The following is an 11,688-nucleotide window of genomic DNA, read 5'->3' as shown; positions in this document are numbered from 1 at the left end:
CGGAGTGACAGACAGCGCATGAGCAAGACAAGACGCCTGTTCGGTACGGATGGCATCAGGGGCAAGGCGAACACCGATCCGATGACGGCGGGTATCGCGTTGCGGTTGGGCCAGGCGGCGGGCCTGCTGTTCACCCGCGGCGAGCACCGGCACCGCGTGGTGATCGGCAAGGACACCAGACTGTCCGGTTACATGATCGAACCCGCCCTGACCGCCGGTTTTATCGGCGCCGGCATGGATGTCACGCTGCTGGGACCGCTGCCGACGCCCGCCGTGGCCATGCTGACCCGGTCGCTGCGGGCCGATCTCGGGGTGATGATCTCCGCCTCCCACAACCCTTTCGAAGACAACGGCATCAAGCTGTTCGGCCCCGACGGCACCAAGCTGTCCGACGAGCGGGAACTGGAAATCGAGGCGCTGATGGACAGCACCTTCGCCGATCGTCTCGCCGAATCCCACTTGCTGGGCCGAGCGGCTCGATTGGATGACGCGGCGGGGCGGTATATCGAGGTGGCGAAGGCCAGCTTCCCGCGTGGTTTGCGACTGGACGGGCTGCGCATCGTCGTCGATTGCGCCAACGGCGCCGCCTACAAGGTCGCCCCGACCGTGCTGTGGGAATTGGGCGCCACCGTCATCCCGGTCGGCGTCACACCGGATGGTTTCAATATCAACAAAGGCTGTGGCTCGACCGAACCGGCGTTTCTTTGCACCCAGGTGGTAGAGCATGGCGCGCATCTGGGCATCGCGCTCGACGGCGACGCCGACCGGGTGATCATCGCCGATGAGAACGGCGAGGTCGTCGATGGCGACCAGATCCTGGCGCTGATCGCGCGCTCCTGGCACCAGGCGGGAACATTGCTCGGTGACGGCATCGTCGCCACGGTCATGTCCAACCTGGGGTTGGAACGCCATCTGACCGGGCTGGGGCTGCGACTGCATCGGACGAAAGTCGGTGATCGCTACGTCGCGGAACACATGCGTGCCTCGGGGATCAATGTCGGAGGCGAGCAGTCCGGCCATCTGATCCTATCCGATTTCGCGACCACCGGCGACGGGCTGCTGGCGGCGCTTCAGGTGCTGGGCGTGTTGGTGCAGCGGGATCGGCCCGCCTCCGAGGTGCTGCAGGTCTTCCAGCCCTTGCCGCAGCGGCTCAAGAACGTGCGCTTTGCCGGTGTCTCACCGTTGCGGGAAGACCGTGTGCAGGCGGCGATCCGTGGCGCCGAGGCGCGCCTGAATGGCACCGGCCGCGTGCTGATCCGGGAAAGCGGCACCGAACCGCTGGTCCGGGTGATGGCCGAGGGCGAGGACAGCATCCTGGTAGCCGAGGTCGTCGATTCCCTGTGCGAGATGATCGCCGAGGTCGCTCGCGTCCGCGAGGCAGCGCAGTGATGAAGGGCCGGGTGCTGGTGATCGCCGGATCGGATTCCGGCGGCGGGGCCGGCATCCAGGCGGATATCAAGACGATCACCGCGCTGGGTGCCTTCGCTGCGACGGCGATCACCGCGCTGACGGCGCAGAACACGCTGGGCGTGCACGGCGTGATGCCGGTGCCACAAGACTTCATTCACCAGCAGATCGACGTCGTCATGAGCGACATCGGCGCCGACGCCATCAAGATCGGCATGCTAGGCGACAGCGCGACGATCGACACGGTCTGCGATGCTCTAACGACCGACGTGCCGCTGGTGCTGGACCCGGTGATGGTGGCGAAGGGCGGCCAGGCGCTGCTGGCCACGCAGGCGGTGGAGACCTTGCGCCGGCGACTGTTGCCGCGTGCCGCGGTAATCACCCCGAACCTGCCCGAGGCCGAGGCCTTGACCGGCCTGACCATCCGCACCGAGGCGGACATGCGGGCCGCCGCCGCGGCGCTGCTGGCGATGGGTGTGCCGGCGGTGCTGCTGAAGGGCGGTCATCTGGAGTCCGCGACAGTCACCGATCTGCTCGCCACGGCCGACGGTATCGAGGCGTTCTCGGCACCGCGGATCGAGACAAGGCACACGCATGGGACCGGCTGCACGACCGCCTCGGCGGTCGCGGCGGGGCTGGCGCAGGGTTTGTCCCTGCGGGATGCGGTGGTCCGCGCGCGCGCCTATGTCCGAGCCGCGATCGCCGCAGCGCCCGGCTTCGGCCACGGCCACGGACCGCTGGATCACAGCGTCACGGTCGATCTGGGCCGATTGTCGACCTAGAGCATGATCGCGCTGGGCGGAACGTCCAGAGCGCGTGAATCATGCGATCAAACAAAGCGTTAGAGCGTTTTCTCCCTGCACAGTCAGGGTGAAAACGCTCTAAACGTAGCGGTTGAGACAGCTTATACCCACCCGCACGAGATCCACTCTCCACCCGCGGCCACCCCGTCATACTGGCGAATGCCAGTATCCACGCCTTCTGCCCTTCTAACCCAAGGCATGGATGGTCAGCCTTCGCCCACCATGACGGCGAGGGGTCAGTGCGTCAGTCTTTCGGCGGGTTGTTATCAAACCACGGCCGGCACGGTCGGCCGCAACCCCAGCGCGAGGGCCGGCAACACCGGCAGCAACATGGTCAGGTCCCGCTCCGCCTTGCAAACCAGGTATTGCCCGGCGATCGGGGTATCGCCGTCCGATTCCGGCATCGGCAGGCCGTCCGGCCCCAGCGGCAGCGCGGTCAGGCCCAGGTCGCCATACACCTTCAGCAATTCGGGGCCGGCATGCCAGACCGCGGCATCCGATCCCTCCTGCTGCGCCAGGTCACGCAGGCGCCAGATCGCCGAGATCCGATCAGCCTCCTCGCCGACAGGGTCACCCAGGCCCAACAGCACCCGGCCAAACCGCCGAAACGGGATCGCCGCCCGCTCGGATTCCCCCAGGACGACTCCATCGGCGGTCTGATACGGCCCGGCCCCCATCCCGAACAGCAGGCGGCGCGCGTCGCTGTCCCAGGGCAGATAGCGCACGCGGCCCGGCCGCAGCAGCAGCCAGATCGCCGTCAGGCCAAGCAGCATGGAGATCGCGACCGCGAGCCGCACGGTATTCGGTAACTCGCGGGAGATGATGACCGCCCAGAAGGCATTGTTGTGCAACAGATGCGTGTGCGATCGGGTGACCGCCAGCGAGAACAGGCACAGGCCCAGCACGACCAGGGTCAAGGCGCTGCCCGGCTGCAGCGGCCCGCTCATCAGATGCGGGTGGCGATAGAAGCAGGCCCTGAACGGTGCGAGCAGCAGCGTCGTCAACACCAGCAGGCCGACCACCCAGATGCGGGCTTCCTGCGTGGCCGTAAAGGCGGCCCCCAAAACCAGCAGGAATATGGTCAGGCCCCAGGCGAGGTTGACCCGATGCGACAGGCCGATCGCCATCACCACCAGCCCGGCGCCGATCAGCGACGGGACGAACTGGCCTGCCTGGCTGGCAAACACGCCGTAATCCGGGTCCATCCAGGAGAAATCAGCCTCCGGCGCCAACACGCCCAGGCACAGCATCAGCACGCCGCACAGGCCGACGGCCCCGGTGGCGGCGGTGACGGCGAAGTCCGGCTCGCTCCAGCGGCCGACCGCCTGGACCGGCGCCAGACGGCCAAAACGGCCCAGCAGGCCGCCACCCCGCAGCAGGATCTCGTTACCGGCGAACAGGGAGCCGGCGAGAAACAGCGGAATCACATAGTAGTAGAGGCGAAACACCAGGATCGCGCCGATGATGCGTGGCGCGCCGATATAGGGTGACAGCCCGAACAGCATCGCGGTGTCGAACACGCCGATGCCGCCCGGCAGGTTGGCGGCCAGGCCGGCGGTGTAGGACGCGACGTAGACGCCCAGGAAAATCAGCCAGGTCAGGCCTGTCGCATGCGGCAGCAGGGCATAGAAGATGGTGGCGGTGACGGCGACATCGACAGTGGCCAGCAACACCTGGATGATCGCCATGCGCCAGCCCGGCAGTTCGATGTCGTGGCCGCCGACTTTGATCCGGCCAAACACCTTGGCCAGCGTGACGTAGCCCAGGACGATGGCCCACAGCAGCACGCCGAATCCGTAAAGCGCCTGCCTCGGCAGATGCGGGCCGAAGAACGGTATCGCCCGCGGCTCCATGAACAGGATCGAGCCGCCCAGCACCATCCCGCCCAGGCCGAAGGTCAGGCTGCAGAACGCAACGGTCTTGCCGATCTGCAGCGGTGTCAGCCCCCAGTGCGCGTACAGGCGATAGCGCACCGCGGCGCCGGATATGGCGGCAAATCCCAGGTTGTGTGACAGCGCATAGGCGCAGAAGGACGCGAACGCGACCCGCCCATAAGACACTTTATGGCCCGCGTAGATGGTGCCGAGGCGATCGTAAAACGTCAGGATAAAGTAGGACAGGATCGTCCAGGTGAACGAAAACACCAGCGCGTGGTCCGGAATCGCGGCCAGTGCTTCACCAATCTCCTTCAGCCGAAGGTGGCGGAATTCTCGCTGCACCACGTAGATGGCACCAATCAGCAGAGCGATGCCCAGCATCGGCGGCAAATGGCGAACCCAGCTTTTCAACGCCTTTCGGGTGCCCGCCGCCATGACTCAGGCCGCGTCGGATCGACGCGTGAGCGCTGACTGGATCAGCGTAATCGTCTCGGGGATGCCATACAGGGCGACGAAGCCGCCAAAACGCGGCCCTTCCTGCTGGCCAAGCAGGATCTGATACAACGCGCCGAACCAGGTGCGCAGATCGGGGAACGGGTGGCGTTTGCCGACCTCGAACACCGCATTCTGGATGGTTTCGGCCGAACTGTCCGCCAGCGTGGCCAGCGTGGCCGCCAGGTCTTCCAGCGCGGCACGCTCCATATCGGTGGGCTGGCGGTAGCGCTTTTCCGGCCGCACGAAGTCCCGGTAATAGGCGATCGCATGGTCCACCAACCGGTCGAGCAACGGTTGCGTCTCCGGACTGGCGCCAGCCGCATAGCGGCGGATGAAGCCCCAAAGAATGTCCGGAGAATCGGCATTCACCACGCTGGCGAGGTTGAGCAGCATGGCAAAGGAGATAGGACTGCCCGCATGGTTCGGCAAACGGCCGCCATGGATATGCCACGCAGGGTTGGCGGGTTCGGCCTCCGCCCGCAGCTTGTCGAGATTGCCGACGTACTCGTCCACGGCGCGCGGGATCACGTCGAAATACAGCCGCTTGGCGCTCTGCGGCTTGTTGTACATGAACTGGGACAATGATTCGGGTGGCGCGTAGGTCAGCCACTCGTCGACCGACAGCCCGTTGCCCTTGGACTTGCTGATCTTCTGGCCGTCTTGATCCAGGAACAGCTCATACGTCATGCCATCGGGCGGTTGCGCGCCCAGGATGCGGCACAGCCGGCCAGACAGCTTGACGGAATCGATCAGGTCCTTGCCCGACATCTCGTAATCGACGGACAGCGCATACCAGCGCATCGCCCAGTCGGCCTTCCATTGCAGTTTGCAGGCACCGCCCTTGACCGAGGTCTCGAACACATCGCCCGTCGCCGGGTCTTTCCAGGTCACCGTGGCGGCGGCCGGGTCGATCCGCTCCATCGGCACCTGCATGACGATCCCGGTATGCGGATGCACCGGCAAAAACGGCGAGTAGGTCGCCTGCCGCTCCGCCCGCAGCGTCGGCAGCGTGGCGGCCATGACCGCATCGTAGCATTCCAGCACGCGCACCAGGGCGGCGTCGAAACGGCCAGCCCGATAGTATTCGGTGGACGACGCGAACTCATACTCGAAGCCGAAGGAATCCAGGAACGCCCGCAACCTGGCATTGTTGTGGGCACCGAAGCTGTCATGGGTGCCGAACGGGTCGGGAATTTGGGTCAGCGGCTTGCCGAGGTGCGGCGTCAGCAGGTCCTTGTTCGGGATGTTGTCCGGCACCTTGCGCAGACCATCCATGTCGTCGCTGAACGCCAGCAGCTTCGCTGGCCGTCCCGTGATCTCGGTAAACGCTCGGCGCACCCAGGTGGTCCGAGCGACTTCGCCGAACGTGCCGATATGAGGCAGGCCGGACGGGCCGTAACCCGTTTCGAACAAGGCGGTTTCCTTGCCCGACGCTGCGAGGCGTTTCACCACCTTCCGCGCTTCCTCAAACGGCCATGCCTTGGGGAGTTCGGTCAGGTTGTTGCGGACTGTATCGGACATGGGGCGGAAGCTATGGACCGGGCCGCATCAGGTCAATCGTAACCACGTGCGCCACGTGCAATGGACAGAAATTCATACAGACGGGTCCGCGGTAGGCGGCGTCCGGGTGACACCCGTTTCACTCCAGCTGATAACGAATGGGCAGCGTCACGGTTTGCTGGGGCAGCTTCATGTCCGACGGAAACGGTGGCAGGTGAGCGTTCCGCACCAGTGCCTGAGCGGCCTGATCGAGTGACTCCGATCCGCTGCCCTGCATCAGCTTCACATCCCGCACGTGCCCGTCCGGGTCGACGGTGATCTGCACCACCACCGTGCCCTGCCGCCCGAGTTCCCGAGCCATCTCCGGGTAAGTACGGTGGGCCAGGAGCCACTGGCTGACGCCAGCGAGCCAGTTGGGATCCAGACGGGCAGGTACCTCTCGCGACGCGGGCGGCCCCGGCGATACCAGGGGGACGGCGGACGCTTCTGCTGGCGGCTGTGAGGTTTCCGCCGCTGGCGCGGTTGGGGCTCGCGATGGGTGAGGGGGGACGGCCGAACGCCGAACGATTGTCCGAACGCGCGGAGGCGGCGGCGGAGGTTCGGGTGGTGGTTCAGGGAGAGGAGCCGGGGGTGGCATCGGCTCTGGGGGCGGGGCTTCGGCTGTCGGTGTCGGTGGTGGCGTCACTGGCGGCGGAAGAGCCGGCTCCGGAGGTGCGGGTTCGGCTTGCGGCGGCGCCGGTTCAGGGATTGGCGGTTGATCGACATGGGCCTCCTGCTGGGGCGGAGGCGATGGGGTGGGTTCCGGGGCAGGCGTGGCTTCCGGTGACGGCGCGGTTGGAGCGGTTTCCACATCGACCGGCAGCATGACCAGTTCGACCGCCGGAGCCTCGGTCGCAGGGGTCAGGTGATGGGGTATGAACGCCAAGCCAACCAGTGCCGCCACATGCAGCGCGACGGAGACGCCGATACCCCACCCGAACCGATCCGGGGCGGCCCGCGCTGGTCGTGTCGTGGCGCGTAGCGGCTGGTCCAATCGTCATCCCCCATGCCGCCTCCATTCTGTCAAAACGGCGCAGGCAATGTAAGCCGCGGGGAGAAGGGGCGCGGTTCGGCGTCCATCGGACCACCGGATGGCGGACAAAAAAACGGCGGTGCTTTTGGCACCGCCGAAGTTTAGGGAGGAAACGTCCAAGAAAGCAGTGCGCCGTAGCGCGTCTGCGGGTTCTATAATGGCCTTCGCAGGTGCAGCATGCAAGGGCTATTTGCTGCGATGCAGCATTTTCTTTGGCGATCCTGCTACCTGTTGCCGTTTTGCCACGGGCCCACCCGCCGCGGGATCGCCAGCACGGATACGGCATAGGGATTTCGCCCACCCCGGGCAGTTGCGAATAGCGAACCATTTGACGAGCAACGACTTATCTGATTGAAGCGCGAAAAGTGACATTCTCGTTAGTCGGTTCGCGCAGGCGATCAGGGAAGGAAACAACATCCATGGCGACCCAGCCCGGTCCGGAGCCGCGGCGGCACTGGCTCCGCATCCTCTTCGTCCTTCCGTTTATCGCGATGCTGTGGGTGTCATCCTATAACCGCCTGACGCCGGAGCTGTTCGGTTTCCCGTTCTACTATTGGTACCAGCTTCTGTGGGTGGTCATCGCAGCCGTGTTGGCCTGGATCGTCTACAAGGCGGAAGGCTGAGGAACCGCCATGAACTGGTCCGCACTGATCGTCTTCGTCGCGCTCTTCATCTTCGTCACCTGGCTGGGTTTCTGGGCGGCCCGCTGGCGCGCCGGCGATCTGACCCAACTGCATGAATGGGGTCTGGGCGGCCGCCGGTTCGGCACCTTCGTCACCTGGTTCCTCCTCGGAGGCGACCTCTACACCGCCTACACCTTCATCGCCGTCCCGGCCCTGGTCTACGGCGCGGGGGCGCTGGGGTTCTTCGCGGTTCCCTACACGATCCTGATCTATCCGTTGCTCTATTTGGTGTTTCCGCGCCTGTGGCTGCTGGCGCACAAGCACGGCTACGTCACGTCATCCGACGTCGTGCAGGGCCGCTACGGCAACAAATGGCTGGCGTTGGCGGTCGGCATCACCGGCATCGTGGCGACGATGCCGTATATTGCGCTGCAACTGGTCGGCATGCAGGTGGTGATCGGAGCGATGGGCGTGTCGGGTGACGGCCTGGTCGGCGACCTGCCGTTGATCATCGCGTTCGTCATCCTGGCGGCGTTCACATATACCTCCGGCCTGCGCGCTCCGGCGATGATCGCGGTGGTGAAAGACCTGCTGATCTACCTGGTGGTCATCGCGGTGACGATTTTCGTGCCGATGAAACTGGGCGGGTTCGGCCCGATCTTCGCCGCGGTTCCGGCAGCGAAACTGACATTGGCAGCACCGGCGGCCGACACCTACGGCGCCTACAGCATCTATGCGACGCTGGCGTTGGGGTCGGCGCTGGCGTTGTTCCTATATCCGCATTCGCTGACGGCGATCCTGAGCAGTTCCAGCCCCGGCGCGATCCGCCGCAATGCCGCGCTGCTGCCGGCTTACTCCCTGGTGCTGGGCCTGCTGGCGCTTCTGGGCTTCATGGCCGTGGCGCTGCATGTCGGCACCAACCCGGCATTCGCCGACGGGTTCAAACGCTACGGCAACAGCTTCGCGGTGCCGGCGCTGATTCTGGCGATCTTCCCTGGATGGTTCGCCGGCATAGCGTTCGCCGCGATCGCGATCGGTGCGCTGGTGCCGTCGGCGATCATGTCGATCGCCTGCGCCAACATTTTCAGCCGCACGATCTATCGCGGGTTCCTGGCGCCCAACGCGACGAGCGCACAGGAAACCTCGATGGCGAAGCTGGCCTCGCTGGTGGTGAAGATCGGCGCATTGGCGTTCATCATCTTCGTGCCGGTGCCGTACGCACTGCAATTCCAATTGCTGGGCGGCTTGTGGATGATCCAGGTGCTGCCGTCGGTGATCCTCGGGCTGTATCTGCGGATGCTGAACGGCTGGGCGCTGCTGGCCGGCTGGGTCGTCGGCATGGGGGTAGGAACGTGGATGGCCTCCACGACGTCATTCAAGGCAGCGGTGTTCACGCTGTCGTTCATGGGCGTCCACTTCCCCGGCTACATCGCCCTGTGGGCACTGATAGCCAACGTCGCGGTCTCGATCGTCCTGTCCGCGCTGCTGCGCCCCTTCGTGGCCCCAGCCCCGATGCTAGCCGAATAACCCCCTATGGATGGGATCGAAGGGCCGGTGGCCCTTCGCGGGTGCGGGCAGAGCCCGCGTCCTGACTCTCCGCCAGGCTGATCAGCGAGCAATTCTCCAACACCCCCGCCACCGCATCGCGCGCCTTCCGCATCAGATGCTGCATCCGGCAAGCCTTGATGTCGGCACAATCCAGGCAAGGACGAAACCGCGTCACGCTGGCGCACGGAGTCAACGCCAGCGGCCCATCGATGATCCGGATGATGTCGGCCACCGATATCGTATCAGGATCGCGCGACAGACGATGGCCGCCCTGTGCCCCGCGGTGGCTCTCGACGACACCGCCGTCGCGCAACTGAACCAGGATCGCTTCCAGGAATTTACGGGGGATATGTTCCCGCTCCGCGATCTCGAATGTCGGGGTCCAGCCGTCGCACGGGAACCGCTCCGCAAGCATGGTTGCGGCTCGGACGGCGTATTTTCCCTTGCTTGATAACATTCGTTTGATCTGCCCGCGTGGCCATCATGGGTCAACCTTTCATCGCAACGCGGCCGGGTCCGCAAGGCCGTGAATTCCTTGTTGACAAGCCGCCCCATCGATGTCCGATAATCCCTATCGGCTAAGTATGTAAAAGAAGGGAGGCAGACTTGGCAAGCACGGCGCGGCCGGACGCCTGTCGCGGCAGGCATGCGTCCGGTGCAATGGAGCAACCGGCACGACCCAACGAAAAATTGGAGGGGATCATGATTGAACTGGGACAGACCGTCCATCGTACCGATACCGGCGATGTGGGCCTCGTCATCGGCCTCGGCAAATTCCTGATTGGTGGCAACCAGGCGTTGGTACAACGGTCGTTCGGGCCGGCCGGGCGCGATATCGCCTCCGAATGGATCGAGCTTGAGCGCCTCGCCCCGTTCGGCCGAGCGATCCTGGAACCATATTGCGAGATTCCACCCCCAACCCTTGCCCGCGGCTAATCCGGCGCGCCGCCCGTATCGAGGACAATCTCACATGACAACCATCGCCATTATCGGCGCCGGCTTCAGCGGCACATTGCTGTCGCTGCACCTGCTGCGCCACTGTCCGCCGCCCATCCGCCTTGTGCTGATCGAGCGCAACAGCCAGTTCGGCCGCGGCCTGGCCTATGCCACCGGCAACCCCAGCCACATTCTGAACGTGCCGGCCGCCCGCATGAGCGCGTTCCACGACCAGCCGAACAATTTCCTGGACTGGCTGACCAGCCAACCGGAGGGCGAAAACGCCGGCCCCGGGACATTCGCGCCGCGCCGGGCCTTCGGGGCCTATATCCGCGCGCTGCTGAATGACGAGATCAAGCGCAGCGGCCGAGACCGCCTGGAACTGGTAAAGGGCGATGTCATCGGCCTGGACCGCAGCACCCGTCCGCTGTTGCTGCGCCTGGACCGCGATCGCACGATCCAGGCCGATTTCGCGGTGCTGGCGACCGGTAATTTCCCGCCGGCGCCGGTGCCGGTGGCGGATACCGGCTTCTACGACTCGCCGTTCTATCGGCCGGACCCATGGGCACCCGACGCCCTGACGGATCTGGATCCGGATGCGCCGATCCTGCTGCTCGGTACCGGGCTGACCACGGTGGATGCGGTCAATTCGTTGCTGGACCAAGGCCATCGCGGGCCGATCCATGCCCTGTCACGCCGGGGCCTGCTGCCGCGCCGGCACGCATCGGTGCCGACACCCGCCCCGGAACATGAACCGTTCCCGACAGCGGTAAACGCCCTGACGCGGTTTTTGCGCAAGGAAAGCGCGCGTGCCATCGCCGAGGGTAGCGGTTGGCAACCGATCATCGATGAGATGCGGCCGTTCACCGTCGATATGTGGCAGACCATGTCCCTGCCGGATCGCCGGCGTTTCCTGCGGCATTTGCGGCCATGGTGGGATGTGCACCGTCACCGCGTGGCAGGGCAGGTCGCCGATCGGATCGACGCCGCGCGCGCCAGCGGCCAGTTGCGTATCCTGGTCGGACGGGTGCGCCAGTACATGATCGACGGCGACCGGGCGGAGGTACTCTACCGGCCTCGTCAGAACGACAAGCTGGTACCGATCGAGGTTGCCCGCGTCGTCAATTGCGCCGGCCCCGGCGCGGACTACGACCGGATTCCCGATCCCCTGATCCGCGGGCTGCTGCATGACGGCGTGGCTCGGCCCGACCCATTGCGGCTCGGCCTCGACGTCACCGGCAACTGCGCCCTGCTGAACAAGGACGGCGCGATCTCCCGCCGGCTGTTCGCGGTCGGCCCGGTCACCAAGGGCACATTCTGGGAGATGACCGCCGTACCGGACATCCGCCGGCAGACCGAGAAACTGGCGGAATATCTGGCGACGCTGGCAAAGGCCGCACCGTCCCGGCCGCCAGCCTAAGGTGTAA

At 65.4% G+C, this 11,688-nt stretch carries 11 protein-coding genes; 7 read left to right on the top strand and 4 right to left on the bottom strand.

Translation table 11 applies throughout. The features are described from left to right. Positions 1 to 18 precede the first annotated feature (18 nt). Together glmM and thiD are read left to right on the top strand one after the other, a co-directional pair. Positions 19 to 1,389, top strand: a complete 1,371-nt coding sequence (gene glmM / locus GSQ89_RS19510; RefSeq protein ID WP_158928264.1) for a phosphoglucosamine mutase — start codon at positions 19 to 21, stop codon at positions 1,387 to 1,389. After that, on the top strand, positions 1,389 to 2,189 hold the full coding sequence (gene thiD, locus GSQ89_RS19505) for a bifunctional hydroxymethylpyrimidine kinase/phosphomethylpyrimidine kinase (RefSeq protein ID WP_158928262.1): 801 nt from the start codon (positions 1,389 to 1,391) through the stop codon (positions 2,187 to 2,189). The genes glmM and thiD overlap by 1 nt, the downstream gene beginning before the upstream one ends. Positions 2,190 to 2,476: 287 nt before the next feature. Here the strand turns inward: thiD and GSQ89_RS19500 are convergent, their stop codons facing one another. From GSQ89_RS19500 to GSQ89_RS39900, 3 genes are all read right to left on the bottom strand, one after another. Beyond that, positions 2,477 to 4,522, bottom strand: coding sequence for a phosphatidylglycerol lysyltransferase domain-containing protein (locus GSQ89_RS19500; protein WP_158928260.1), 2,046 nt, complete (start codon positions 4,520 to 4,522; stop codon positions 2,477 to 2,479). Positions 4,523 to 4,525: 3 nt separating this feature from the next. Beyond that, on the bottom strand, positions 4,526 to 6,103 hold the full coding sequence (locus GSQ89_RS19495; protein ID WP_158928258.1) for a lysine--tRNA ligase: 1,578 nt from the start codon (positions 6,101 to 6,103) through the stop codon (positions 4,526 to 4,528). Between the two features lie 118 nt (positions 6,104 to 6,221). Beyond that, a complete protein-coding gene (locus tag GSQ89_RS39900) occupies positions 6,222 to 6,719 on the bottom strand; it encodes an energy transducer TonB (protein WP_305782258.1) in 498 nt (165 codons plus the stop codon). Here GSQ89_RS39900 and GSQ89_RS19485 point away from each other — a divergent pair. The 3 genes from GSQ89_RS19485 to mctP all read left to right on the top strand — a co-directional run bounded on the left by GSQ89_RS19485 (position 6,617) and on the right by mctP (position 9,304). Next, positions 6,617 to 6,949: a hypothetical protein gene (locus GSQ89_RS19485; protein WP_158928254.1), complete on the top strand. Its 333-nt coding sequence runs from the start codon at positions 6,617 to 6,619 to the stop codon at positions 6,947 to 6,949. The genes GSQ89_RS39900 and GSQ89_RS19485 overlap by 103 nt on opposite strands. Before the next feature lie 624 nt (positions 6,950 to 7,573). Then, a complete protein-coding gene (locus GSQ89_RS39795; RefSeq protein WP_158928252.1) occupies positions 7,574 to 7,777 on the top strand; it encodes a DUF3311 domain-containing protein in 204 nt (67 codons plus the stop codon). 9 nt (positions 7,778 to 7,786) lie between these two features. Next, positions 7,787 to 9,304, top strand: coding sequence for a monocarboxylate uptake permease MctP (gene mctP / locus GSQ89_RS19475; protein WP_158928250.1), 1,518 nt, complete (start codon positions 7,787 to 7,789; stop codon positions 9,302 to 9,304). Between the two features lie 4 nt (positions 9,305 to 9,308). Here the strand turns inward: mctP and GSQ89_RS19470 are convergent, their stop codons facing one another. Beyond that, on the bottom strand, positions 9,309 to 9,782 hold the full coding sequence (locus tag GSQ89_RS19470) for an Rrf2 family transcriptional regulator (RefSeq protein WP_158928248.1): 474 nt from the start codon (positions 9,780 to 9,782) through the stop codon (positions 9,309 to 9,311). Between the two features lie 245 nt (positions 9,783 to 10,027). On the opposite strand from GSQ89_RS19470, the gene GSQ89_RS19465 reads away from it, so the two are divergent. Continuing rightward, positions 10,028 to 10,261 (top strand): hypothetical protein, encoded by a 234-nt coding sequence (locus GSQ89_RS19465; RefSeq protein ID WP_158928246.1) that lies wholly within the window; start codon positions 10,028 to 10,030, stop codon positions 10,259 to 10,261. Positions 10,262 to 10,295: 34 nt separating this feature from the next. Then, positions 10,296 to 11,681, top strand: a complete 1,386-nt coding sequence (locus GSQ89_RS19460; protein ID WP_158928244.1) for an FAD/NAD(P)-binding protein — start codon at positions 10,296 to 10,298, stop codon at positions 11,679 to 11,681. Positions 11,682 to 11,688: the final 7 nt, after the last annotated feature.

It is taken from the genome of Acidisphaera sp. S103 (genome assembly GCF_009765975.1).
GTDB lineage: Bacteria > Pseudomonadota > Alphaproteobacteria > Acetobacterales > Acetobacteraceae > Rhodopila.
The sequence above is the reverse complement of the archived record's forward strand: the minus strand, read 5'-3'. Positions and strand labels throughout refer to the sequence as shown.